Annotated in this window: 26 protein-coding genes; 18 read left to right on the top strand and 8 right to left on the bottom strand. The window is 62.1% G+C overall.

All coding sequences use genetic code 11. The features are described 5' to 3' along the window. The 7 genes from E0W80_RS09570 (at position 1) to E0W80_RS09540 (ending at position 5,027) form a co-directional block, all read left to right on the top strand. Positions 1–300 carry a hypothetical protein gene (locus E0W80_RS09570; RefSeq protein ID WP_131492268.1) on the top strand — a complete coding sequence of 100 codons (300 nt, stop codon included), beginning with the start codon at positions 1–3 and terminating at the stop codon, positions 298–300. After that, entirely contained in the window at positions 297–746 is a 450-nt protein-coding gene (locus E0W80_RS09565) for a hypothetical protein (RefSeq protein WP_131492267.1), read from the top strand. Before E0W80_RS09570 ends, E0W80_RS09565 begins: the two co-directional genes overlap by 4 nt. A gap of 575 nt (positions 747–1,321) precedes the next feature. After that, entirely contained in the window at positions 1,322–1,576 is a 255-nt protein-coding gene (locus tag E0W80_RS09560; RefSeq protein ID WP_240740502.1) for a helix-turn-helix transcriptional regulator, read from the top strand. Then, positions 1,576–3,006, top strand: coding sequence for a type II toxin-antitoxin system HipA family toxin (locus E0W80_RS09555; protein ID WP_131492265.1), 1,431 nt, complete (start codon positions 1,576–1,578; stop codon positions 3,004–3,006). The genes E0W80_RS09560 and E0W80_RS09555 overlap by 1 nt, the downstream gene beginning before the upstream one ends. Positions 3,007–3,127: 121 nt before the next feature. Continuing rightward, positions 3,128–3,325, top strand: a complete 198-nt coding sequence (locus E0W80_RS09550; RefSeq protein WP_131492264.1) for a hypothetical protein — start codon at positions 3,128–3,130, stop codon at positions 3,323–3,325. Continuing rightward, entirely contained in the window at positions 3,322–3,927 is a 606-nt protein-coding gene (locus E0W80_RS09545) for a GIY-YIG nuclease family protein (RefSeq protein ID WP_131492263.1), read from the top strand. The genes E0W80_RS09550 and E0W80_RS09545 overlap by 4 nt, the downstream gene beginning before the upstream one ends. Further along, positions 3,909–5,027, top strand: a complete 1,119-nt coding sequence (locus E0W80_RS09540) for a hypothetical protein (RefSeq protein ID WP_131492262.1) — start codon at positions 3,909–3,911, stop codon at positions 5,025–5,027. Before E0W80_RS09545 ends, E0W80_RS09540 begins: the two co-directional genes overlap by 19 nt. Before the next feature lie 195 nt (positions 5,028–5,222). Here E0W80_RS09540 and E0W80_RS09535 read toward each other — a convergent pair whose 3' ends face one another. Together E0W80_RS09535 and E0W80_RS09530 are read right to left on the bottom strand one after the other, a co-directional pair. Next, positions 5,223–5,687, bottom strand: a complete 465-nt coding sequence (locus tag E0W80_RS09535) for a hypothetical protein (RefSeq protein ID WP_205802330.1) — start codon at positions 5,685–5,687, stop codon at positions 5,223–5,225. 136 nt (positions 5,688–5,823) lie between these two features. Further along, positions 5,824–6,309 carry a hypothetical protein gene (locus E0W80_RS09530; RefSeq protein ID WP_205802329.1) on the bottom strand — a complete coding sequence of 162 codons (486 nt, stop codon included), beginning with the start codon at positions 6,307–6,309 and terminating at the stop codon, positions 5,824–5,826. A 241-nt stretch (positions 6,310–6,550) separates the two neighbouring features. Here E0W80_RS09530 and E0W80_RS09525 point away from each other — a divergent pair, with 241 nt between their 5' ends. Next, positions 6,551–7,336 carry a CPBP family intramembrane glutamic endopeptidase gene (locus E0W80_RS09525; protein WP_240740501.1) on the top strand — a complete coding sequence of 262 codons (786 nt, stop codon included), beginning with the start codon at positions 6,551–6,553 and terminating at the stop codon, positions 7,334–7,336. 243 nt (positions 7,337–7,579) lie between these two features. Here E0W80_RS09525 and E0W80_RS19130 read toward each other — a convergent pair whose 3' ends face one another. Beyond that, positions 7,580–7,741 (bottom strand): hypothetical protein, encoded by a 162-nt coding sequence (locus E0W80_RS19130; RefSeq protein ID WP_165875433.1) that lies wholly within the window; start codon positions 7,739–7,741, stop codon positions 7,580–7,582. Between the two features lie 354 nt (positions 7,742–8,095). Here E0W80_RS19130 and E0W80_RS09520 point away from each other — a divergent pair, with 354 nt between their 5' ends. The 3 genes from E0W80_RS09520 (at position 8,096) to E0W80_RS09510 (ending at position 10,073) form a co-directional block, all read left to right on the top strand. Then, positions 8,096–8,632, top strand: a complete 537-nt coding sequence (locus E0W80_RS09520) for a DUF5067 domain-containing protein (protein WP_131492260.1) — start codon at positions 8,096–8,098, stop codon at positions 8,630–8,632. A 128-nt stretch (positions 8,633–8,760) separates the two neighbouring features. Beyond that, positions 8,761–9,573 carry a GIY-YIG nuclease family protein gene (locus E0W80_RS09515; protein ID WP_131492259.1) on the top strand — a complete coding sequence of 271 codons (813 nt, stop codon included), beginning with the start codon at positions 8,761–8,763 and terminating at the stop codon, positions 9,571–9,573. A gap of 125 nt (positions 9,574–9,698) precedes the next feature. Further along, a complete protein-coding gene (locus E0W80_RS09510; RefSeq protein ID WP_131492258.1) occupies positions 9,699–10,073 on the top strand; it encodes a hypothetical protein in 375 nt (124 codons plus the stop codon). Positions 10,074–10,160: 87 nt separating this feature from the next. On the opposite strand, the gene E0W80_RS09505 is transcribed toward E0W80_RS09510, so the two are convergent. Next, complete coding sequence (locus tag E0W80_RS09505; protein ID WP_131492257.1) at positions 10,161–11,066, bottom strand: hypothetical protein; 906 nt, start codon at positions 11,064–11,066, stop codon at positions 10,161–10,163. A 523-nt stretch (positions 11,067–11,589) separates the two neighbouring features. Further along, a complete protein-coding gene (locus E0W80_RS09500) occupies positions 11,590–12,918 on the bottom strand; it encodes a hypothetical protein (RefSeq protein ID WP_131492256.1) in 1,329 nt (442 codons plus the stop codon). 843 nt (positions 12,919–13,761) lie between these two features. Between E0W80_RS09500 and E0W80_RS09495 the strand changes: the two genes are divergently transcribed. Together E0W80_RS09495 and E0W80_RS09490 are read left to right on the top strand one after the other, a co-directional pair. Next, on the top strand, positions 13,762–14,226 hold the full coding sequence (locus tag E0W80_RS09495; RefSeq protein WP_131492255.1) for a hypothetical protein: 465 nt from the start codon (positions 13,762–13,764) through the stop codon (positions 14,224–14,226). Positions 14,227–14,769: 543 nt separating this feature from the next. Further along, the gene (locus tag E0W80_RS09490; RefSeq protein ID WP_131492254.1) at positions 14,770–15,132 is read left to right on the top strand and encodes a hypothetical protein; all 363 of its coding nucleotides are present in this window, start codon (positions 14,770–14,772) and stop codon (positions 15,130–15,132) included. Between the two features lie 145 nt (positions 15,133–15,277). Here E0W80_RS09490 and E0W80_RS09485 read toward each other — a convergent pair whose 3' ends face one another. The 3 genes from E0W80_RS09485 to E0W80_RS09475 all read right to left on the bottom strand — a co-directional run bounded on the left by E0W80_RS09485 (position 15,278) and on the right by E0W80_RS09475 (position 17,246). Next, positions 15,278–15,460: a DUF4314 domain-containing protein gene (locus tag E0W80_RS09485; protein WP_131492253.1), complete on the bottom strand. Its 183-nt coding sequence runs from the start codon at positions 15,458–15,460 to the stop codon at positions 15,278–15,280. Then, positions 15,460–15,699: a hypothetical protein gene (locus E0W80_RS09480; RefSeq protein ID WP_131492252.1), complete on the bottom strand. Its 240-nt coding sequence runs from the start codon at positions 15,697–15,699 to the stop codon at positions 15,460–15,462. The genes E0W80_RS09485 and E0W80_RS09480 overlap by 1 nt, the downstream gene beginning before the upstream one ends. 365 nt (positions 15,700–16,064) lie before the next feature. Next, positions 16,065–17,246, bottom strand: a complete 1,182-nt coding sequence (locus tag E0W80_RS09475; protein WP_131492251.1) for a hypothetical protein — start codon at positions 17,244–17,246, stop codon at positions 16,065–16,067. Positions 17,247–18,508: 1,262 nt separating this feature from the next. Between E0W80_RS09475 and E0W80_RS09470 the strand changes: the two genes are divergently transcribed. The 5 genes from E0W80_RS09470 to E0W80_RS09450 all read left to right on the top strand — a co-directional run bounded on the left by E0W80_RS09470 (position 18,509) and on the right by E0W80_RS09450 (position 22,908). Beyond that, the gene (locus E0W80_RS09470; RefSeq protein ID WP_131492250.1) at positions 18,509–18,727 is read left to right on the top strand and encodes a hypothetical protein; all 219 of its coding nucleotides are present in this window, start codon (positions 18,509–18,511) and stop codon (positions 18,725–18,727) included. 12 nt (positions 18,728–18,739) lie between these two features. After that, on the top strand, positions 18,740–19,780 hold the full coding sequence (locus E0W80_RS09465) for a hypothetical protein (RefSeq protein WP_131492249.1): 1,041 nt from the start codon (positions 18,740–18,742) through the stop codon (positions 19,778–19,780). Between the two features lie 171 nt (positions 19,781–19,951). Beyond that, entirely contained in the window at positions 19,952–20,629 is a 678-nt protein-coding gene (locus E0W80_RS09460) for a hypothetical protein (RefSeq protein ID WP_131492248.1), read from the top strand. Between the two features lie 718 nt (positions 20,630–21,347). Beyond that, positions 21,348–21,833 carry a hypothetical protein gene (locus E0W80_RS09455; RefSeq protein WP_131492247.1) on the top strand — a complete coding sequence of 162 codons (486 nt, stop codon included), beginning with the start codon at positions 21,348–21,350 and terminating at the stop codon, positions 21,831–21,833. Positions 21,834–22,119: 286 nt separating this feature from the next. Further along, entirely contained in the window at positions 22,120–22,908 is a 789-nt protein-coding gene (locus E0W80_RS09450) for a recombinase family protein (RefSeq protein ID WP_131492246.1), read from the top strand. Positions 22,909–22,971 lie beyond the last annotated feature (63 nt).

Genomic DNA, 22,971 nt, shown 5'->3' with positions numbered 1-22,971 from the left:
GTGTCCACTCGCACCTGGTCTCAGGACCTCGAATCCCTTCGTGCGACGCTCACCCGTGCTCAGGAAGAGCGTTCGCAGCGTCAGGAGTTCGTCCAGCTCGAGAACGGCAGCACTGAGCTCGGGTGGGTCATGTACGAGCGCGCGCAGATGCTCACGGCCGTGAACGCTCTCCGCTCCGCGGCAGGCAAGCCGCCCGTCTCGGTCGACGCCCTCGAGGCGGCCGAGACCAGAGCCTGCGGGCACGTCGACTACACGTCGAAGTTCGCCATCGGATGCGCGGACCTGGTGGCTGCTGAATGACCGGTTCGCCCACCGCCCCGCATGCCTCCGACTCGGCCGAGCAACGCGCTGCAGAGCGCGCCATCGTCGCGGCCGTCGCCGAGCAGCTGGGGGTCGCGCTCGCACCCGCCAGGATCGCGATCGACGACGCGCATGTGGAGATCGACGGTGCAAGCTCGGACCGTACCGTGCTGGTGGAGGCCTACGCCCGCATCGGCGCGCTCAAGGGCGCCCAACCCCGCAAGCTCGCCACCGACGCTTTCAAGCTCGCCTGGGCCGGTCGGAAGCGCGGCGCGACCCGGCTCATCCTCGCCGTGGCCGACGAGACGGCAGCCGGCTACCTGCGTCGTCCCGGTGCTTGGCTGACTGCGGCTATCCGGGACGCCGGCATCGAAGTCGTCGTCGCTGGACTCGATGACGCGACGCGGCAGTCGATTCTCGCTGCGCAGGCGCGGCAGTACCGCTGAGATCCGCCTACTGCAGCTCGCGGCGCTCGCGGCGAAACTTCTTCTTCAGCGGCGCCGTCGGCCGAGGATCAACCGCCTCGCCGCTGACCGCGCGCTCGTCCCGCGCGCCTGGCGTCCTCAGCTTTCTCCTCGGCTACCCGGATGCTGATCCCGGCTCCCTTGAGCCTTCTATTCGCTTGGCCTCGGCCCGTCCCGCTGCCGCGTGGTTATTGCGATGAGAGTATCAGCCGCGATCGCTCGGCTAGCCTGAGCCGTAGGTATCCGCGACCTCGACCGCGTTGCCCCACACCCAGCACCGGTACGACTTGAGGTCGCATGGCTGGCGGATACGTCCGAGGCAGAGCGCCTGCAGTTCGTGATGGTCGATCTGGACCTCAAGAAGACATGCAAGGTTCTGGGCGTCGCGATCCCGGACGACCCCACGGTGCCCGAGAAGTAGTCCTCAGGCTAGGCTCCGGGCCGATGCCCCCGCCCCGCCTGAGCATAGGCATGTGCAGAATACTTCTCTTTTCGAGAGTTGTGCAGTATACTTCTCATAGAAGTCGATGAGAAGTATTCTTCACTCAAGGAGAGACATGGGAACCCTGATGCCCTCCGTACGGGCCTTCGCGCAGTTCGTCCGGAGAACCAGACTAGCCAGGAACATCACCCAGGATGAACTCGCCCAGGCGGTCGGCAAGAGCCGCCGTTGGGTGCATGACCTCGAGAACGGCAAGGTCGATCCCTCGCTCAGCGCCGCCGTGTCTGTAGCCGCAGCCCTTGAGTACACGGTCTCGCTCGAGCTGGACCAGCCCTCCGGCGACCTCGATCAGCTCTTCGAGGATCTGTAATGACTGACGCACTCGACGTCTGGCTCGATGGTCGCTTCGCCGGCAAGCTCATGCGCGGGGAACAGGACCTGGTTGAGTTCCTTTACGACGACCAGTACCGCGGGGACGCCGAAGCGACTCCTCTATCGGCGAGTATGCCCAAGAGCGTGCTGGGTCACGGACCCGACGTCGTCATGCCGTGGCTGTCGAATCTGCTTCCCGACGCCGAGGAAGTCCGCAGCCGATGGGCCGCGAAATTCGGCGAGCGACGCACCGACCCATTCACCCTCCTTGCTCACATGGGCGAAGACGCACCTGGCTCCGTTCAGATCGTCCCGGAAGATGTGGTGCCCGCAGAAGCGGGAGAGCTGTCCGAGATGACCGAGAGGGACATCGCCCGTCGGGTGCGCGACATCCTCGCCGACCCCGAGCACTGGGTGGATGACCGAGATGACGACGCGAGCCGCTTCTCGCTCGGCGGCAATCAGGGCAAGTTCGCCCTGGCACGTATCGACGGCAAATGGTTCGAGCCGAACGGGCGCGCGCCGAGCACTCACATCGTCAAGCCTGGGATGGTGCTCGCCACCGGTCACACCGACGACCACGTTCAAGCGGTCGAGTTCGTGACGATGCGTGCCGCGCGCGCCATGGGCGTTCGCACGGCCAAGGTCGAGCTCCTCGAATTCGATGGGATCAGAGCCTTCGTCACGACGAGATACGACCGTCAGGTCCGAGAGGACGGCAGCGTCCGCCGATTCCACCAAGAAGACTTCTGTCAGGCGCTCAGCGTCCTCCCCTCACGCAAGTATGAGCAGGACGGTGGGCCGACAATGGCTGACATGGAGGCCCTCGTGTCGCGGGAGTCATCGCCTGCGTACTGGGTACGCGATGGTGTGGCCCTCACGCAGCTGTTCGTCTTCAACCTTCTGACCGCCGGTGTGGATGCACATGCGAAGAATCACAGCCTGCTGCACGTGAGCGGAAGTACCCGTCTCGCGCCGGCCTATGATCTCATCTCCGCCCACGGCCTCTGGCCCGAAGACCGCGTCTGGTTCAAATCCGCTGCCGCTGTGAAATACGGCAAAGAGCGGCCATACCGTCAGATCAGCGGGCGCAACCTCGCCCGCGCAGCGGACGTCCTCGGCGTGCCCCGCGGGATGTTTTTCGCGATGCTCAAGGAGATGGCGGAGCAGGTGCCTGATGCTTTCGAATCGGCGATAGCGGAAACGCCCGGTGAGATGGTCACCGACCTGCTCCGGGCCATGCCCGGGCGCATCGACCGGTTCGCCAGCGAGTTCGTGATCCGCATGAGTGACGCGGACATCGGGCTCAAGGCGCTTCCCCGATTCGTGGGCTCTCATGCGATCGGCCAGTTGGACATCGGGAGGACGTGGATCCCAGGCAGCTGGCAGAACGGTCGATGGGTCACCGGGCGGTATCGGTCGCGGTAATGAATCTGGCCCACAGGCGGACGCTAGGACGATCCGTGCGGAATGGATAGCGCTGCTCCGTGACCTTCAGTCTCAGATCCGTGGGAATGCGGTCACCGAGGGCATCGTGCATGATGACCTCATGACCTCTTCCCACGACGTCATCACTCCGGCCGAGCTCGGCCGAGAACTCGGCCATAACGACGGAGACCGGCCCGGGATCACCGTGCGTCGCTACCTGCGCGAGCGCTACCCCGACCACCTCAAGAACCAACGCTGGGAGCTGACCCCGGAGCAGGTCGACGATGTGCGCGCGCACTTCAGCAGGAAGTCCGCGTGAGCGCTGGCGCCGTACGGGATCTTGCCACGGCCGCCGTCGCAGCGCTCACCGGAGAGCGTTGGGCGATCACGGACGCTGCAGCACACGTGCCGTCGCGCCCGGGCCTGTACGCGATCTACGGCGACGACCAGGCTTGGCGAGATCTGCAGCTCGAGCCGACACCCGCTGTGCCTCTCTACGTCGGCAAGGCGGAGGCGAGCCTGGTCTCCCGCGACCTGAACGGCCACTTCGCCATCAACCCGAGGTCCAAGCCCCGCACCGGCGGCTCGACCGTCCGGCGATCCTTCGCTGCTCTCCTGCGCGATGGGCTCGACCTGCATGCCGTACCTCGTAACCTCGCGCGCCCCGAGCGCTTCGCGAACTACGCCCTCGCCGAGGGTGGAGACGCCCGCCTGAACGAGTGGATGCACGCACGCCTCCAACTGGCCGTCTGGCCGACACCAGCCGGCATGACCGTGCCGCTCGGCGAGGTCGAGACCGCCGTCATCATGCACTTCGCCCCGCCGATCAACCTGGACAAGAACCCCGGCAAGCTCGCACGACTGAGCCGCGCGCGCGCAAAGATGGCCGCCGAGGCCGCCGCATGGCGCCCTGCGAGCTGACAGCGCCGATGGAACTCGAGGTCACCAGCACCCCGCGCGAGACCCTCGTGTGGGCGCCAACGACACAGGACGCAGCCCAGTTGCGTCGCGAGCTGACCGACACAGGCTTCCTGGTGATCGATGCCGACCCGTGGGAGCTGGACACCCTCGGGCGGATCCCCGAGGGTGAGCATCACGAGTTCGACCCGTCTCGCATCTTCAACGTCGAGATCGGCGCCGACGCCAACGCGAGCCTGCAGGCGCTCGTGGACGGCGGGCACACGCTCATCTGGCACCGCTGGCAGACGTATCTCGCCAGGAAGGTCTGGGGAGTCTCGGTCAAGATCCCGCCCCGCGGCCGCCGGCGATCCAGCGCGTCCACGTCCGAGTCCGCGGTGCACTTCGGTATCCCCATCCGTGCAACTCGCGGGCTGAGCCTGCGGATGACGCGCGACACCTACGCCCGGATCAACAGGCGCTCGTCCCTGCCGCGCTGGCATCGCGAGATGGACCCGGATTTGTGGGACTCAGTCGGCTACCGATACGAGGACGCCGAGCACCGGGTCTACACGGACGCCTGGTGCGAGGAGATGCAGATCCAGGCGCTGGCGAACTATGACCTCAACATGGCGCACTTCGCCTCCCTCAACCACGCTGCGTTCGACGCCGCGCTGCAGCGCGCTGTGAAGAGCCAGCGCCGCATGGTCGAAGTCACCGACCTCACGAAATGGGACGGTGTCGCTGGGCTCTACATCATGGTGCTCGACGAGTCCCGCCAGGCCTACGTCGGCGCCACGGACGCCTCGGTCGGCATCCAGAAGCGCATCAAGCAACACTGGACCGGCACCAAGTCCCTCGACCGGCTCATTTGGGGAAACCCTCAGACCTCGATCATCTCGATCGACAGTTTCCGCGCGCTCGACACCACTCGCATCTTCTCTCTGAAGACGACCCGCTCGTTCGCCGGGGAGAACCCGCTGCTCGAAAAGTTCCCGCCCGAGTACATGCTCAACCGCGTCCCTGGCGGCCGCGACGTCGCAAAGCTCGCCGACATTCTCGGTGTAGATGCACTGATGAAGCGCCGGGACTTCGCGGCGCAGCCGACAGACTCACAGACCTAGCCACGCATCGGCGTCAGCCATCCGAGTCAGCACCATCCGCGTCTGCTGGTACAACACTGATCAGTTCGGATGCCTGCGGGAACGCCTGCATTGTTCGTCTCGAACTCGGCATCAGCGAGAACGAAGGCGTCGCGGAGTGAGGGGCGTTTCGTCACGTATCGTTGCGCCGCACGCTGTGAACCGCAACATCATCGCTCACAAGTTCACGTCGACGCACTTTACGTTCTCGACTTCGATTGTGTCGATGACTTCTTCGGCCCACCACTGCGAGTCCCAGGAGAAGCTCTGACGCTGATCTGCAGCGACTCTCGCTTTCGCGTACTCGATGTAGCTCGAGAGCGCGCCACCAGAGGCATTTAGTTCGCGCATCGAGATCTCGAAGTAGCCTTCGCACCGTTCATTCGCCTGGATCACGACGTTCCAGCAATCAAAGAGTGCACCTTCTCCGCACTCGCTACCGCCGTGCTCAGGGGTACTGACCCAGATCCCAGACGTGTAAAGGTTCTCGAAGTCGAAACCTTTCGGTATTTCAAACGCCGGAGTTTCGATGGGGGCGGGTGAGGCGCAGCCGGTGAGGACAAGTGCAAGCAGACCCAGCAGCGTCATCGTGCGTTTCACACCCTGATCGTAGCGCTGGACACGCTCGAAGTCCGATTGCATTCCATCCCTCGCCTGGAGCAAACTCGCGTACCCACTTGCCGGCACTTTGAGCACCTCTACATCCACAGCCGGCGCGACACAGCCCCCACCACTCTCTCCGAGCGCGCGGGGGCCGTGTTACGTCAAGGCGCAGAGATCACTCGCGGCTTAGGCGCACCGTCATCGTCGTGCCCATCGCGGTGACCTCGTAGCTGAGCTCGTTGTTCTCGTACGTGAACGTCTTGGTCGCGTCGCTGGAAGCCATGATCGAGGACTCGGTCTTGGTCGTGTCGTTGGTCGAGTCGAAGGTGAACGAGTCACCCTCTGCGGGGACCGCGACGGTGCCGGCCCAGTACAGGGACTTCGTGTCGCCGCCGTCTGCGACCCAGTAGACCTCGATCGTGTCGCCGGTGATCGTGGCCTGCTGCCAGGCGTCCTCGGAGTTGGAGTTGTTCTGCTTCCAGGAGCCTTCCAGGCTCACCGGCTCCGGAGCTTCCTCCTCCTGGACCTGCTCGGTTCCCGGCTTCGAACCCTCGTTCGAGGACGAGCCGGACGACTCCGGCGACGAGCACCCCACGGCGCTGATGCCGAGGAGTGCGAGAACTGCGATGGTCGCGCCGAGCTTGGGTGCTGTGATGTTCAAGGGGTGCCTCTCCGAGCAGGTTGATGTCGACGCTGACCGTATCAGCGCCTACTGACACCTTCGGGTCGCAGTGCGAGACGCGAAAGGCGCTGATGGTCATCGTTACCGGACGGTCATCATCACTCACGTGGCGAGAATCCGGCGTGGACTAACTGTCACCCCTCAGCGTTGGGGCGAGAGTTCCAGGAATGGATGCCGTGATCCGAAGAAGGCGTGCCCGCCCGAGGTAGGGAGCAGAGCGATGGATTCGACAACTGATGGCCTGCGGGTGCGCCCGCGCGCGTGGATCGGGCTGGCCATCTGGGCCGGATATCTGATCCTCGTCTTCGCGATCCAGTCTCTCGGCGGTGTTCCCTACGACAGCTGGGGCGACAGCGCGGGCAACCTCTTCTCCGGCGCCGGTCTGTCGCTGATCATCGCGTCCATCTTGCTGGCGATCACCACGAGCCTGCTGGGCTGGTGGCGCCCCGTGATGGTCGAGCAGACGCGAAGCCGCCACCGGTGGCTGCTTTTCATTCCGATCCTGATGACCATCGCGGCCATCATGAACCTCGCAGGAACCGACTGGTCGGCATACAGTGGCGCGTTTCTCGCGGCCTCGCTGACTCTCGCGCTCGTCGGATTCACCGAAGAGATCGTCAACCGCGGCCTTCTCGTGGTCGGGTTCCGGAGTCGTCTCGGCGAGGGCTGGGTCTGGTTCCTCACCTCCCTTCTGTTCGGTCTCAGCCACCTGGTGAACATCGCCCTCGGCGCCCCTGTCGCTGGAACCGCGTCGCAGGTGCTCACGGCTTTCCTTGCGGGTACGGTCTTCTACATCCTGCGCCGCGTCACGGGCTCGCTGTTGTGGGCGATGCTCCTGCACGGACTGTGGGACTTCTCCGTCTTCGCCGCGGGAGTGGGGACACCGAGCGATATCGTCTACGTCGCGAACGTTATTGAACCCACAGTCGGCATCCTTGGGGTCATCTTCGTCGCCTTCGCCATCCGCGGCGCCAAGAAGAACGTCCCCGCTGCGCCGACCGCGTAGCGCCTGGCATGATCCGAGGAGCCTGGCTGCGCTGAAAGCGCGATCGCCGTGCCTGGTGTGCGGGATGCCGCGTGTGCGACGGAGGGGCACCGCCAATGGGGCATCCCGCGTGAGGCCTCCCCAGCCTCGTCCCCAGAATCAGAGCAACAGGCAGCCCCTACCGCCCTCTGACCCCATCGGGATCCCCTGTGGACCCTTCTGAGCACAAGACCGAGATGTCGGTATGACTACGGGGCTGATCCGCTAGTCGCCGTCCCCCGCTGCGCCATCGTCCACCGCTGACTCACCTGGCTCGTGATGAATCACCGAGGCGGTCGACGTCGCGTCACCTCCACGAAGTTGTGCGGAGTCGAGTGCTCGCTCAATCGCCGCTTCCGTTTCCGGGCCCAGCTTCGGATCGCTCATCACGTGCTCCACTCCTTGAGGCGTCTCTGCAATGCCGAGAGTAGTGCTGCGACGCCGGCATCTACAGCGGGGCGAGCCTCCGTACCGGCCGGCATCCAGTGAAGGGTCGGCGGACTCCTGCGACTTGCACACCCGGACACACCTAGAATGGACGCCGAGCAACTGCTCGCTCACCAGTGCAAACCTGCTAGCGCGCCATCCGATGACGGGCTGATAACGATCGCCTCGTCCAGTTCTTTCAGCGGGCTGTGCGGTGACCGTGAGGCGCTAGCTTGAGATTCGCTGACTTATCGTCGGCGTTCACACACGCTCTTGGGGGATGCGCTCATGCGCCTATCGACAAACAACTCTGCCATGCTCGCTCTTGGGGTCGTCGCCCTGCTGCTCAGCGGATGCTCGGCTCCGGCCACCGAGCCGAAGCCGGAGACCACCACGGCTGTCTCCGAGGACACGGCCACCGTCGAGGAGGCGAGCAGCGATGCATCGTTCGCCGACAACGTGCTGACCCTGCCTGAGTACACGGTCACCATCACCGACACGAAGAAGATCGCGGTCGGCCAGCCCGGGAACGAGTACGGCGAGAAGCCCGTCATCGCGTTCTGGTACGAGGTCACGAACACCTCCGACGACGCGATCGATCCGACGACCGCCTGGGTCGGCACTTTCACTGCGATTCAGGACAACGACCCGAACGCTGTGAACGAGCTCAACGTCGCCTCCCTCCCGGACGCTCAGTTCCTCGACTCGCAGCTTCAGGACATCAAGAACGGCGGCACGGTCGCCAACGCCGTCGCCTACGAGCTGGACGACGAGACCACCCCCGTCGAGCTGGTCGCCTCCAACGACCTCGGCATGACCGAGATCGGGCGCGCGACGTTCACCCTCCAGTGATCTGCTGAGGATGACTCAAACGGCCCCTGGCGACTTCGCTGGGGGCCGTTGGAGTCGAAGCCTCCGGTCTCGCGAGCAGTTCACCCTCGCCGACGTCGCGCATCCTCTTGGTCGATAGTCTCAGTCCCATGCCGTTGATGCTCGGAACGATCCTCGACTCGGAGTCGCTGTCCATCCAGGACGTGTTGGTCATCCGGCATGCCTACAACGCGGAGCCTGCGTCGAGCCGCCTTGCTGGCGTGCACGCAGGCTCGACGGACGACGACATCCTCGCGTACACACGCCGCCAGTCTGCGAAGTCGCAGATCTTCCCCGTCACCCCGGCGCGATTCTGGATCGTTTTCATGCCGGAGGGCGGCGATCGTGGGCGCCTCTGGCGCGTCGTCGAGAACCGGGGAGAGCTCTCGAACGACGGTGAGCTCCGTGAGTTCGACCTCGTCGAGACCGATCACCTCCATGACCTGCTCGGCCGACTCGTGATCGGCTGGAAGGCAGGACGGGTGTGGCGCGTCTACGGCCCGACCGCCGCGACGTACCCGGTGCTCGAGGTCGCCGATGCTCAGCCTCCGCGATTCCCGGGATTCGATCAACTGGTCGTCTCGTATGACGTGCTGAAGGCGGTCGTGAAGGAGCGTCGCTACGCCGCCTGGCAGACAGCGCTCTCGTCGGTTGTCGGGATCTATCTGATCACTGACACCCGCGACGGTCGCCACTACGTAGGCAAGGCCGACGGGGCCGAGAACATCCTGCAGCGCTGGCGCACCTATGCCGCCAACGGGCACGGAGGTAACGTGGCGCTCAAGGGGCGGGATCCGTCGACCTTCCGATACTCGCTACTGCGGGTCTTCGATCCCTCAACGCCACTTCGGGATATCAACGCCGCTGAGAGTCACTTCAAGCGGGCGCTGGACAGTATCAACCACGGACTCAACCGCGTCTGACACGCTCTCTCCGCGCACTGGAGATCACCGACGCCGGCCGGATCTCCTTCGGGAACATCGGGGCATGGCGTGCGACTGAGCACCGGCACCACGCTCCATAGCCGAGACACCCCTATGCTGATCGCATGCAGGTGGTAGCTGGGGATCTTCCTCTGAAGAAGGACTATCAGGTGATGTCGCGTGAGATCTCGACGCGATGGGGCATGAAACGATGGTCGATCAGTCGTCAAACCGTGGAGTCGATCGAGATGAAGTCGGATCGGTTCCTCAACAGCGTCACGGCAACGTCGGCGCTCTTCGAGGTGGGAAAGACGCTCGCCGATCTCACCGTGACGAGTTTCGGTAACCCGGGGCAGGCGACGATCCTCTTCGAGATCAAGTTTCGCGACGGCAAGTCCGCGGTCTGCCATGGCTCGGCACAGGAGTACAAGAAGCTGCTCGGCTGGGCTTCGAAGGATGACAAGAAGGCTCTTCGCAAGGAGCGTAAGGCCGCTCGGTAGTTGGGGCACATCCCGCCACTTGACATGCCGCCCGAGCCTGATCCGCCGAGCGGACAGATCATGACCCGTGAGATCCATACTCTCAGGTCAGCCCGCCGGCACCCACAGGCCACAACCGCTCGTCGTGAAGCCCTCGCCGGCGTTCACGGTCACGGTCACACCGTTGTGGGCTGCGCCGACGAAGTTGTTGTCGAGGATGTCGCCGGAGCCGTTGTTGCGCTCCCAGTAGCAGTCCTTCACGCCCGCAGCTGTGCGGTACGTCCCGGGCTGAATGGTCTGGCCGACGACATGGTCGCCATCGTAGAAGCCGGTGAGCACCATATCCATCTTCGGCGCGAACTCCGGGCAGTAGACGCGCACCGCGGCGATGTCGATCTGACGGGACTCGGTCTGGTCGCCCCACAGCAACGGGTAGACGTTGTCCGGGGTGTAGAACTCGTGCAGGTACTCGCAGTACTCGCGACCGTCGTACGGCGGGATCATCCGGTTCCCCTCGAGCGACGCTGCCAGAGTGTCGTACTGGTCATCGAGCGCCTGATCGGCCGCGGCGGCCAGCTCCGCATCACGCTGCTCCTTCGAGCCAACCAACAGAACTGCGACGTCGACCGACGTCGCAGCCTCCTTAAGGTCGCCCGTTGACGGCTTCGATGAATCGAGAAGCTCTGCGAGAGCATCAAGCTCTGCACGAAGCTCCTCCCGCTTCGCCACATCGCCGTAGGACTCAGACTCGCTGTACCGAGATTCACCGGCGTCGAGCGCTGTCTGCGCGTCCTCGAGCGCCTCCGCGAGATCCTTCTCCTCCTGAACACGATCGGCCTCCGCCTGCGCTTCAGCCTGAGCTTGGGCTTCCGCTCGAGCGTTCGCATCCGACACCACCACCCCCGTCGTGATCCCGGCGGCGATAAGGACGACGACCGCTACTGCCCCGATGATCAGATTCCGCTTGCGGTTCCGCGCAGGGACCTGTGCGTCCGCCTCGGATGGCTCGTTCATGAGCCGAATTCTATCGGCCAGCCAGACACCCGCACCTCGGCGAGGACGCTGCGTTCGCGCGCCTGGTGATCCCCCACTCCGACCCGGACTCCGACCTGCTGTTCATCCACACCGCGCGCGGCAACGATGCGGAGCGATTCGAGGGGCGTCGTTACACGCGTCTCGGCAGTCTCGTGGACCGCGTGCTGCAAAGCGGACGTGTGGTTCTCTCAACCGCCGGTACGGCTTCGATCTCCCTGGAAGCCGAGACGGGACCCAACATGGTGCTCCGAGGCGTCTCGGCGACGGTCGACCTATGCGCCATCCTCACGAGTAGTGCTGCGACGCCGGCATCTACAGCCGGGCGAGCCTCCGGTCCGGCTGGTGTCCAGAAACGAGCAGAAACGACAGATTCACTCGTAATCGAGCGCATGACGCGTTAAGCTCGTGCTCAGCCTCATCTCACTTCACGGGGCGTGTTTCTAACCGTCGATATTCACAGTTATCCGAACTATCGGCGTCCGTTCTTCCTCAAGCGCGGCTACTAGATGGAACTGCTAGGCGGGTGGGCCCAACTGACAGTTCCCCACTGTATGGCGGACCAGAGTTCACGGAACTGTTTGTCGTCATCCGGTGCTGAAATTTCTCGTAGTTCCAGCAGCTGCATCGCGACCCACTGGGCATCTTCAAGAATCGATCGCGCACCACCGATTCGCGCAAGTCCGCGACTCGCGTCCCCACCGTGTGCGACCGCCGATCGAACACGATATACCTCTTCGTAGCGATCAAACCGAGCAGCTCGAGCAGCTGGGTCACGTTCGAGCAGCGCGAACCGGCCTTTACTAACTGCTCCAGGCACCGCGTCTTTCCCCGTGAGCATCGAATCCAAGGCGACGCTCACTGCGAGGGCCGCGTCGTCCTGCGCCTCGGCCCAGAACGCACGAGCGTACCAGCGCCCAGCCACACGCAGCCTTTGTGCGATCGCGTCCGGCGCAACCAATAGATCTCCAATGCGGGAACACCGGTCAGCTGAGAGGATGCGGTCCAGGGGTAACGGATCTGCGCTATGCCATCGGAAATTGTTGCCGGCGCTCCATCCGGTGATCGTAAGAACTCGGTCGGCGAGTTCACCGGCACCGCTGGTCGCCAGCAACGTGCTTACAGCAGAGCGGTCCAGAGTGGTGCCGCGAATTCCCGGCCTATTTGTCGCTCCCCGAAGTGAGAAGATCCCGTAGTCGGCAAGGTCACCCGACAACATCAACGAGAGCCCAATGAGGTCTTCAAGCGTTCGTTCGAAGTCCTCCATCGCGAGTTGACCCTGTCGAGGAGTGGTGGATGTCGCCAAAACGAAGTCGCCAAACTCTCGGAGCAGCTGTTGAGCATAAGAAACGAATGCTGTTTCGGCGGAGTCTGTGAGGCTCAGGGAAGCCGCTAACTGGCGCGCACCCGCCTCGTCCTGAACCTTTGCTATGGCTAGGCTTCCGAACGCGCTTGGCTCGCTCGTCCAGGCCACATTGGCCAGCGCGGCAGCAATGCGAACTGGGCGGGGCTTTACGATTCGCTCGACCGCCTCAGCGAAATCGGGCGCATGACCCACTGATGCGGCCGCGAGCAAGGACAAGACCGCGGTCCAGAGATCTTCTTCGCGCCAGTTTCTCGTCACTCGCTGATCTCTCAGGAGCGTCCCCATCGCGCTTTCCATCGCGGGCATGCCTTCATCGGCGATAGTGAGCGGAGCACTCTCCCCCAAGAAAGCTCGTACGGGAGATGCACGATAACTTGGTTCCGCCCAGGCCCATCCAGCTAGTGCGGAATCTGTCGATGTCCGGACCGCGGCCAACGCAGTCTGCAATTTCTCGGCGACATCGTTCATCGAGGCCTCCTGTCGAGGGGCGGATGCGAGACGTGGTGCCCGACCCAACGAACCTGTGACGTTCCAGAACCTGCACCTGACCAGGAGGCTCGACAGCCGCCGGCTTCTGACTTCTGGTCGAACTGCAAGACCGTTACCGCTGCGTTACCGCAACCGCCGCTCCAGACCAGAAGAAGGCCCCGTATCCCACTGTTTCCAAGGGAGTCGGGGCCTTCGTGGTGGCGGTGACGGTGGGATTTGAACCATTCTTTCTGAGAGTTTGATTTCTCGCGGCTCGTCGCATCGCTTGACTTTCGCGGTCAACTCACCCGGTCAACTCACGAACGTATCGAGGTCATAGCTCGCGATCTGAGCGTCGACTATCGATCTCTGGTGTCATCATTCGGTTTCGCGCTGCGACTTCGTCAGGCGGACAGCTACGACCAGCCTGACGTCGTTCAGGTCACATACCCGTGCCGATTTTGTGCTGGTGTTAGATGGAGAGGATCTCATTCAAGGAGCGTGAACCGTGCCGCTGATACCCCAACAAAGCGTCGTCGTCATCAACGGCCCCTACAAGCTTTCATCGGGGCAGAGCACTGAGGACGCAGCCGCCCAGCTGCTGCGCTCTCGGCTTGAGTCGTTCCCTCCGTGCCGCATCGTGTCGATCAGCGGCAGCGGTCTTATTCACGGATACTCGCTGACTGCTGTAGTGGAGACGATTTAGTGTCCACCGAGCGACCATATAGCGAGCGTCCTGCAGCTCAACCGATTCCACAGGCAGCCCCGGCGACGAGCGCGCATGGCCAAGTTCCGGCGTCCAAGCCCAAGAAGTCGGGCTGGGGCGGAATCATCGCTCTCTTCGTGGCGGTGGCCGTCGTCGGGGGAATCATAGTCATTGTGAATCTGGAACGCGAGCCAGTTTCCGAAGAGGCAAGCCCCGCCTGTGATGCCGCCTTCGCCGCTTCCAGCATCGCAATGAACCAGCACTACGCCACTCATCCACTCTTCGGCGCAGAGTATGACGCAATTTACGCGGATGGCGCTGTCTCAGACGAAGAGCAGGCAACCTTGGACGCAATGTTGGCTGACGAGGAGGCACAGTTCACGGCCCTGATCGATCCCGTCTATGACGCTTGCACAGGAGTCCAAGATCTCTACGCAGGAGCCTTCGCCCATCGGGACGACGCAGACTGGGGACTCCTCGATGTTGAATCGATAAGCACGGAGGACATCAAGTCTGACTTCATTTTCTCCTACTGCTACGAGAAGGAGTCGCGTCCAGGTTGCTCTGATTTCGTGCTCGAGGACTGGAACAGAAAGCTCTAGCAAACCACCGACTGGCCTAAGAGCCAGCACCAACCACATGAGGCCGGGGCATGGACGCCCCGGCCTTTATCGTGGCTGCCCGCACCTGAGCCAGGAGCCTCCGAGACGCGCAATGACGCCATCGGGACTCCCCGAGGCGCTTAGATCGCCTCCTACGGCCAGCCTGTGGCGACACGCCCGGGATGGACGTCCGAGAAAGACGGTTTTTTTAAAGTTTTTGCGGATTCGTTGGACGACCCCAATGATTCAGCGGCAAAACGAGCCTAATCCCCGTGCGACTATTTGGTCGCCAAGAGTGGCTTGCGCACCCTATTTGGCGCCTCATATGGTTATTAACACAAGCCGCCGCGGGGAGGAAACAAAGATCCAAGGCAGCGCTTCTGAATAGTGAAAACTGAATCGAGAGTGCATCACCCAAATAGAGCATCGCGCTCTATTTCCCCAGACCTCGGCGGAGCGCGCGATCCGACCGACCCACAGAATCGGCTCAACCGAGCCACTCATCAACAATGACCCATTGAAACGGGTAGAAAGCAGTTCACTATGTCCGAGATGATTTTCGATCACAAGACCGGCCTCCCCGTTGACGCAGGGCGCGTCGCGAATCGAGACCTATGGGATTCTGTTGACTCAGCTTTGGCTGAATCCGCTGGAATCTGCTGGGATGGAAGCCACAAGATCTACGTGCTCATGGATGATGCAGAGGTCGAGCGTATGCGCGAATACGGCTTCGGCAACAGAGGCACAGAGCTCATCAGCCTGGAGGACGACACCGTTGACTTCGGCGATCGTGTTCGCGAATGGTTCGAAGCCTCCGGCGATCTGCGGTTCATCTCTGGCTCCAGCAGCGCGGATGGTCCGCGCGAAATCTTCACTCTCATTCCCCAGTTCGCAGAGACAGCATGATGACGAAGCCTGCGATGTAGATTCCCGAACAGGCAAGCGCCCGGCACTCAATCGAGTGCCGGGCGCTGCTTCGTTTGCCGGGCGGATCTGTGCCTCCCCAGTGGCGTCAGAGATCCGCGAGCCGCTGAGGGGAGTCAGCCGCAGATCACTGGATCCTTTCGAACCGATCCTCGCCGGGGATCACCCCCAGGCTCCGACCGTTGTCCCAGTCCACGAAGATGGTTCCGAGATCATCGATGAGATCGACGCTTCCCTCGGTGCCTGTGGGGATCGGGCTGATGGGGTCCCGGCTCTCGATGAGTCGAACCCGAGAGCCGGGACCGAGCATCAGTTGCCTTCCTTCTTGAGAAGGTCGATCCGGTCGGCCAGCTCGGAGAGAACCTTGATCGCAGCGTCGCGCTTGGCGATTGCCTCCTCCTTGCTGGCGGCGTAGAACGGGCGCTGGCGTCCGGCGTCATCGACCAGGCCACTGACCTCGTGCTTGAGGCGAGCGAAGGTGCGCGTCACGCTGGAGCGGTCGAACGCGGGAACCTTGGGAGCGTTGGGGGTGGTGGTTGCGTTTGCCATGATGATCGAGCCTTTCGAGGAGTGGCGTTCGGTTTGGATGGCACAAATGTAAATGGATTCCTAGGTCTGTCAACTCTTTCGGCGTGTCCATTTCTTAGCGTGTTCCTTCCACCCCTCGAAAGCGGTTCCTGCCGACCATTTGCTGGGGCACGAAATGCTGTTCTGAGCGCGCAGCCTAGAGCGTCGATCTAACCGCGCCTCCAGCGTGCGCTTTCTGCCGTTAGCTCCAACCATTCGAAGATTGGGCCCTTTTGTGGTCATGATGCGAGAGTCGTCTATTCCTGGCGAAACATGACGAGTGGCTACCAACAGAAAAACGGCGGAAGGGGTGGTAGTCCCCTCCGCCGTTCTCTGTCGAACGTGGGCTAGAAGCGCCAGGCCTCCCCGGTGTATCTCTCACCCTCTGCGTCATTGAGCCGGGTCGCTCCGAGCAAATACCGCGCATGCCCACCCAGTCTGTCCCGCAGTTCCTTGACCGCCTTAAAGATTCGCTCCACATGGCTGACATAGATGACTCGACGGACGACGGGCACGGACCCTCGCTCGCGTTGGCGCACCATCGTGTGGACGATGCGCAGTAGGTCGACCGGATCTTTCGGCGTTAGCTCTATCTCAATACCGATAGACACGGGAGCGTCGAGAGTCTGTCTGTGTGCTTCCAAGTCGACAACGAGGTCAAACGGGTGGTTCTGATTGGCGTAGCTGCGGCTCGCGTAGTCGGTAGTAAGGGTCCAGAGCCCGGGGTTCTGAGCGAGAGCTTGCGAGACCGGTAGCCTGCCGGACTCGACTTCCTGCGCGACACGTTCCTGAGTCCTCCAGGCTTGCTGCGCGTCCACGACTGTTCGGCCGGACGTCTCATCGAAGCGGCTCGCCATCGTCCCATAGGTGCTGTTCATGTATTGCTCGGGGATGAGAAGCGGCATGAGATCGAGGCCGGTAGGGAGTGCAATCTCTGTCGTCTTCGCGATTGCTGACGCGCCGGCGACGAGCTGAGCTGCAACCTGGGTGGTCGCGAGACGATGCGCGAGCTTGCCTAGGTTCAGGCTTCCCAGCTTGTAGAGCCGCGAGATTCGCTCGTCTTCAGTGCCGTAGAAGGCGAGTAAATCCTTCCCCTTCTTAGTCGTGAACCAGAGCTGAGTCATTCCAATGACTTCCTCTGAGCCGACGAGACCAAGCTCTCGCAACGCCAACAGCCGTTTGTGAGCACTGTTCCTCTTGATCTTCCAGACGATGCCGAGCTGTTTGGAAGTGGCGAGTGGGAACTTCAGAAGGAACCAGAGGCCAAGCCGATCCTTGTCGGTGAAAACCTTCCTCCCATACTTCGTAGCGGCTGGTTCTCGCTGGCTCGCGGTCGTCTTCATTGGCTGTCGAGCGTCGTTCTCGGTGGTTCTAACTGCGCCAATGGTGGCACGCTTTGCGGTCTGAGTAGGCGCTGAGATCTCCACCTCCTCGTCCTCGTAGCTCTCTTCTTCGAAGAAGTCCATGACAGGAGCTTCATCGTCGTAGCTCTGCTCGTCGCTGTAAGGCGTTGCTGGTTTGTTAGTCATAGTTCCCGTCTCCCTGGTGAGTTAGTCGCTTAGATCTGTTCTCCTGGGCTTAGGAGGCACAATCCTTGACCGTTTCGCGACTTGGCTTCCGGTCAGGAGCACATATCGCAGGGGGTGTCGCAGGGGGCGCGAACGCGCTTTCGCGTGCTGCTGCACAACTGCTGGCAACAGGCTCCCGCGTGATCTCGCCTTGGGGTCGTGCTGCTGGCATTGCCTCGTAGCACCAAAAGAGGCGGCCTTGCCGCCAGGGGGGGAAAAGAAGATGCCGAGCAAGCTCGTCATCAGGCCCTGCCGTGGGCAGTGCCCTGGGAGCGATGCTCCCAGCCGAAGGCCGCTAGTGCGCTCTTCGGTATCCCGCGACCCCGGCGTGGCCGGTGCCCTGGGCGCGGTGCTCCCAGCCAAAGACCGAAGCCTCTTTGGTATCCCGCTGGAAGGTGTTGACACCCTTCCAACCTGTCCTCAGTGCGTCAGCACTCCGAGACCCCGCTGAAGCCTGTGTCAGCAGTCTTCTCCCACTGACTACCTGCGAACCCGCCCAGGTAGCCATACGCCATCCCACTGCGTGATGGTGTCGCACCACTGCTGACCCTTCTCCCTGGACGAGAACCAAACTGCTGCATCAGTTGGATCCTGCCTACCTGCCGACCCGCCCAGGTAGCCATACGCCGGATGCACTGCGCATCGGTGTCGCACCACTGCTATCCCTTCTCCCTGGACGAGAACCAAACTGCCAGCAGTTGGATGCTGAAAGCCTGCCATCAAGGACTGACAGCTTTACCGAACAGCCCTACCCAGCTCCAGACGATGAGCCGACTAACGAGAATCTGAGTTCCCAAAGCGGGAGCAGCGCAGCGGGATAGCTCCGGCTATCTTTTTTGGTTTTGCTGTCCTGCGTCGACCTGAGCAGGAGTCAACAGAAGTTGATGGAAGCACTCAGCCCATCGGCAGCAGGTGCAAAGCGGGCAGGTGCTCTAACTGCGCCAATGGTCATTCGCGCTGCCCTGATATCCGGCTGGCGAGGTGATGACCATGGAATCGAAGCAACCCCTCGGTGAGTGGGTCAGCTATCACGCGCTGCCTATCTTCGAGCGACCTGATCCCTGTTGGCAGCCCTGCAGCTACTGCCTCGCTGGGATGACCCGCTACGACGATGAGGCCGAAGCGCAACGAGTCCTCGACGTTCTGCGCTCTGTCTGAGGTCTAACTGCGCCAATGGTCGATATGGCTTTCTGCCATAACCGCCCAACTACCCAAGGAGAGCCATGTATCACCTCGCCTATCATGCGGACGCACCCGTTCTCTGCCCCCAACCAGAGGCGTGTGGACTGCTCGCAAATCGCCACGTCGAATCATTCGAAGCCGGTATCGCGCTGCGCCATCGGCTTCTGCAAGAAGGCGGCGCGATTCCCACTTTCAACAAAGACGACCTCCCCATGCTCGACGAATGGGCACGGACCGGCGTCTCACCTTTCAAGTTCTAAGGAGCAACAATCATGGAATCTACGACTCTAGGCACTCGCCTCCACTACAGCCCCGTTCTCGGTAGATTCGCGCGGTGTATGGCCACAACGAGCTGCCCCTATGGTGATGCGCACACTACCGTCCTCGACATCGCCAGGGAGGGTGGTGCAGATCTTTCGACCGGCGGCCATAGCCAGGTGCTCTCTATTAGTCCCATCATCGGCGGGATCTTCTCGGTGGGATCTGACGCTCGAACTAGAACCTTCCGCGAGGACGGAGCGAAGCTCACTCCGAAGGAGGCGGCGAGATGGCGTGAGGCAGTCGCGGCCATACAAGAGATCGAAGCCGAAGAGATCGACCACGACGCTCCCGAGCCTTCAGCTGAGGAAATGGGTAGCCAGCCAGCTCAGCCGCCAAGGGCGAAGCCAACCTCGCGCTTCACCAATGCCAAGAACTACGCCCTGGCTGAGGGAAGCAAGGATCCCGGGATCCTATCCCAGCTCGCGCACTCTCCCGACTGGAACGTGCGGCTGTTGGTCGCTCGCAATCCCGCCACTTCTACCGACACTCTGGAACAGCTCGCTACAAGCGCCGACAAGGATGCGAAGCGCTACCGGGATGCGGCCCACGAGGAGCTGGGACACCGATACGAGGACATGCGGGACGCGGCGGAACTCGAAGCCTGCGCGCGGATGGATGCCGATGGGGTGTTCCAGCAGCAGGTCGCCAAGATGCCGAGCTATCGGCAGCTCGCCTACATGCCAGCAAAGCGCTGGGCTAGGAAGTCGGTCCCTGCGCGTCGCACGCTCCTAGCTGCGGCGTTCGATGAGGCCGCCAGGCTCTTTAAGCTCGGCGCTAGATTCGCTGGCTGGTCGGAGCTCAGACCTGGGAGGCTGTTCGATGCGCCGAAGAACCGCACGGCACGATCGAACTACATGCTCCCGGGCTACGCGGCTCGGCTCAACTCGCCCATGGAGGTTCTTGGCCTTTTCGCATCGGTATTTGCATCGCTCTTCGGATCGATCGCCCATCAGACCGGAGTGCGCAAGAAGCTCGGACTTGGTCCCGTGTGATATCTATTCTTGTGTTCTCGATGGCACTCCTCCGGGTGATCAGCCGGGGTCATGAAAGCTCCCTTTCGCTTTCATCACCCCGGCTTTTCTTTGCGCCTGGTGTTGACCTAACTGCGCTGGTGGTCGCGCATTGATATACAACTGCGATCACTACAACCACGGAGGTCGATCATGCACACATCACACGCAAGCACCACCACCACCACCAAGAAGAACCGACAGCCCGCACTCATCGCGGCAGCTCTCGGCCTCGCCGTCGCATTCGCTGGCTCGCTTGTCACGGTGCCCGCTGACGCTTCAAGCGAACCGCTAATGTTCTGCGTTGGTTCGCAGTATGGCGATGAGGATTTCACAGCCAAACACGGTGGCAAGCTCTGCGAAGCCCAGGCCGAGGCTGGTCCGGTCGATTCGTCAGCGCTCGACGGATACAGCATCAACATTAGAGAAAGCGGCGTCGACGGGATCAACTACGCGACGACAGCACGACCAGAGGGCGAGCCTACCGACTACGAGCCCCGGGATCTTCCTGCGGGCTACACAGTCGAATGGTTCGTCGAAGAGGCCACCGCTGACCGCACGGGATACACCAACGAGAAGCCGTTCGCTGCTGGATCGAAGGTGCTGATGCCGTGGGCGCAGGTGTCTGTCGATCCCCGGACTGTTCAGCGACTCAACGCCAACACTACGAGCACGCAGGGATTCTTCGCAGTGCACGGCAAGTTCTACCATGAGGGCAAGCTCGTCAGGGAGTCTGTAAAGCTCAGGATCATCTTCGTAGAAGTCACGCAGGGCACCGGCGCAAACGCCAAGTCTCACCGCAGCATCGTGGAGAGCGAGATCGCGGACTGATATATGGCTCTACCTCCAACAGAAACCCCCCCGAGAGTCTCACACTTTTCCTCGGGGGGTTTCTTCTTGCCCCCTGGAGTTTTGATATGACAGTTCCACTCGCACAGTGGGAAGAAGCCCCGGAGTTGATCTTCGATCCTCCGGGGCTTCCTTTCTGTCTGCTGGAGCTTTCGATATGCCACCTCGAACCCATGACAGGGCGAAAACGGTGAGGCAGACAGGAAACTACAGAAGCCCGTAAGACGGCGACGGAACTCCTTCCTCTGCCTTCTGGGCGAAACACTGAAACTCGATTCGGGGCAGCGAATCAGAAGAGGGGTGTCCCCCGTCCCAGGCTCTTGAAGATTCCCACTATGCGAGATGGGGATACAGACATACGGATCACGGACTGCAGCTGCGATCTAAGGAGTCGATCCGGATGGGCGAACCCGCCTCCGAGAGATACCAAAGGAATGGTGGCCGAGCGGGATCGCTCGGGTTTCGGCAGGCGGTGGCCGAACTCTCGCATCTCACCAAAGAGATGACTTTCAGCGTTGAAAGTTATCAGGTGGGGAAAGGGATAGCTGTGTCCTCTTGAGTGCATGCCTGCCTGCACGGGCCTCCCTCTCGCACTCGTGTGCGCATACCTCTGCCTCGTCTGGTCTTCCCGTGGTTGTGTCGCGCCACTGCTTGGGTCTGGTCCCTGATATGGAGTGCCGATCAACCCTGGAGGCATCTCATGATCAGAACTCTCTCGGCCACTCTGGCTCTCGCTCTCGTCCTCGCTGCTGGTGCTGTCGCTACTCTGCCGGAACCGGCTGTTGCTGCTGCGCCCGCTGTCAAGACTGCTGTGCCCGACCGCTCGCCCGATGGGGCTGCCTACGCGTGGCATAAGTCCAATCTGCGCGCCTGGAGCGGAACCCATGGCTTCGGCACCGGCACTCGCTGGGGGCACGCCATCACGGCTCCGGCTGGTTCGCTCGCTTTCCGGGTGGAGTATCCGGGCGTGATCGATTCTGCGCAGGTGGTCGGCGGTCCTTGGAGGATCGAGGCTCAGGATCTCAACAGCTTCACGATCACCAACACCCAGGCGGTGCACACTGGCTCGTCCAATGCCGCGTCGGTTCAAGTCAGTGGGCAGTTTGATCGGGGCTTCGTGGTGCCCTCGGTCGCGAGAGGCGATCAGAATGTCGTGGACATCGTCAGCAGCGCTCATGTGCTCTGAGCTGTAGTGCGATACCGCTGGGCGGCGATCTCTTCGGAGGTCGCCGCCCTTTCGCGTTCAGGTTGGCCACTGGCTGACAGTAGGCGGCTGAGCCTGGCGCTCGAAGGTCGAAGCGGTCAGGTTGTTCGTCTGCTCGATTCTGTGCGCTGAGGCGGGCAGGTAGCGACTACCGCTGGAACTCGGTCTGTGTGACAACTAACGAGCGTTAGTTGTCACCCCTTAGTTGATATGGGTATGCGCAACCACTAAACGGGTGCCATTTAGTCCCAGAGCAAGGAGCAAGAAGATGACCGAAGAGAAGCGAGGATCTGCATTCCAGCAGACCGAAGAGAAGCGGGATCCCATCGATTGGGGCTACATCCGAGCATCGACCGAAGAGCAGCGCGGGACGCTACTCACCCAGAGGGAAGAGCTTGAATCGAATGGCTGCGTCCGTGTCTTGGTAGACGATGATCAGTCAGGGATGAGCAACATGACCGACGAGGGGACCGCCTGGCACGAGCTTTCGGGCCTGGTGCAGCCGGGAGATCGAGTGGTGGTGATCTCGCTCTCTCGTCTGGGCAGGGAGAACCACGAGCTGATCTACGCAGTCGGCCAGCTCAACAAGCGAGGGGTCGCTGTCTGGACACTCGACGACAACCTGATCTATGACGACATCAACAACGAGACGCAGATTCTCAACCTCAACATCAAGTCATTTTCCGGCACTTCGGAGGTGCTCAAGACACGAGCCAGGACGAAGACAGCGCTCGGGCTTAGGACTGCGGCAGGGATGAAGCTGGGCCAGAAGCCGAAGCTATCGCGGAGCCACGTCGTCTATATCCAAACCCTGCGCGCCGAGGGCTATGGGATCAAGCACATCGCCGGAGCCGTCAAGGTCTACAGCAAGAAGCACGGCAAGGAAATGCCGATCAGTCCGACCACTGTTCAGAAGGTTCTGAGTGGTCGCTACGAGATGACGGTCGAGGAGTGGCAAGCGACCAACGATAAAGCCCGCCAAGACATGTTCAAGGTCGCGGACGCGATGCGGCGGATCAAGCAGATCGATCGCGAGAGGGAGGACTCTGATATGTGAGCGTTGAGCAATGCAAAGAAGGCCGGGGATGTTAACGAGGGTCCATCCCCGGCCTTCTTTGTG

Origin of the sequence: Microbacterium sp. PI-1 (assembly GCF_004337555.1) — a bacterium.
GTDB classification, from domain to species: Bacteria; Actinomycetota; Actinomycetes; order Actinomycetales; family Microbacteriaceae; genus Microbacterium; species Microbacterium aurugineum.
This window is presented reverse-complemented; position numbering and strand designations above follow the sequence as displayed.

Bases quoted from the DNA above. Each gene is read 5' to 3' on its own strand.
- E0W80_RS09565 (WP_131492267.1), top strand. From the start codon at position 297: ATGACCGGTTCGCCCACCGCCCCGCATGCCTCCGACTCGGCCGAGCAA.
- E0W80_RS09560 (WP_240740502.1), top strand. From the start codon at position 1,322: ATGGGAACCCTGATGCCCTCCGTACGGGCCTTCGCGCAGTTCGTCCGG.
- E0W80_RS09555 (WP_131492265.1), top strand. From the start codon at position 1,576: ATGACTGACGCACTCGACGTCTGGCTCGATGGTCGCTTCGCCGGCAAG.
- E0W80_RS09550 (WP_131492264.1), top strand. From the start codon at position 3,128: ATGACCTCTTCCCACGACGTCATCACTCCGGCCGAGCTCGGCCGAGAA.
- E0W80_RS09540 (WP_131492262.1), top strand. From the start codon at position 3,909: ATGGCGCCCTGCGAGCTGACAGCGCCGATGGAACTCGAGGTCACCAGC.
- E0W80_RS09535 (WP_205802330.1), bottom strand. From the start codon at position 5,687: ATGCAATCGGACTTCGAGCGTGTCCAGCGCTACGATCAGGGTGTGAAA.
- E0W80_RS09525 (WP_240740501.1), top strand. From the start codon at position 6,551: ATGGATTCGACAACTGATGGCCTGCGGGTGCGCCCGCGCGCGTGGATC.
- E0W80_RS19130 (WP_165875433.1), bottom strand. From the start codon at position 7,741: ATGAGCGATCCGAAGCTGGGCCCGGAAACGGAAGCGGCGATTGAGCGA.
- E0W80_RS09520 (WP_131492260.1), top strand. From the start codon at position 8,096: ATGCTCGCTCTTGGGGTCGTCGCCCTGCTGCTCAGCGGATGCTCGGCT.
- E0W80_RS09515 (WP_131492259.1), top strand. From the start codon at position 8,761: ATGCCGTTGATGCTCGGAACGATCCTCGACTCGGAGTCGCTGTCCATC.
- E0W80_RS09510 (WP_131492258.1), top strand. From the start codon at position 9,699: ATGCAGGTGGTAGCTGGGGATCTTCCTCTGAAGAAGGACTATCAGGTG.
- E0W80_RS09505 (WP_131492257.1), bottom strand. From the start codon at position 11,066: ATGAACGAGCCATCCGAGGCGGACGCACAGGTCCCTGCGCGGAACCGC.
- E0W80_RS09500 (WP_131492256.1), bottom strand. From the start codon at position 12,918: ATGAACGATGTCGCCGAGAAATTGCAGACTGCGTTGGCCGCGGTCCGG.
- E0W80_RS09490 (WP_131492254.1), top strand. From the start codon at position 14,770: ATGTCCGAGATGATTTTCGATCACAAGACCGGCCTCCCCGTTGACGCA.
- E0W80_RS09485 (WP_131492253.1), bottom strand. From the start codon at position 15,460: ATGCTCGGTCCCGGCTCTCGGGTTCGACTCATCGAGAGCCGGGACCCC.
- E0W80_RS09480 (WP_131492252.1), bottom strand. From the start codon at position 15,699: ATGGCAAACGCAACCACCACCCCCAACGCTCCCAAGGTTCCCGCGTTC.
- E0W80_RS09475 (WP_131492251.1), bottom strand. From the start codon at position 17,246: ATGACTAACAAACCAGCAACGCCTTACAGCGACGAGCAGAGCTACGAC.
- E0W80_RS09470 (WP_131492250.1), top strand. From the start codon at position 18,509: ATGTATCACCTCGCCTATCATGCGGACGCACCCGTTCTCTGCCCCCAA.
- E0W80_RS09465 (WP_131492249.1), top strand. From the start codon at position 18,740: ATGGAATCTACGACTCTAGGCACTCGCCTCCACTACAGCCCCGTTCTC.
- E0W80_RS09460 (WP_131492248.1), top strand. From the start codon at position 19,952: ATGCACACATCACACGCAAGCACCACCACCACCACCAAGAAGAACCGA.
- E0W80_RS09455 (WP_131492247.1), top strand. From the start codon at position 21,348: ATGATCAGAACTCTCTCGGCCACTCTGGCTCTCGCTCTCGTCCTCGCT.
- E0W80_RS09450 (WP_131492246.1), top strand. From the start codon at position 22,120: ATGACCGAAGAGAAGCGAGGATCTGCATTCCAGCAGACCGAAGAGAAG.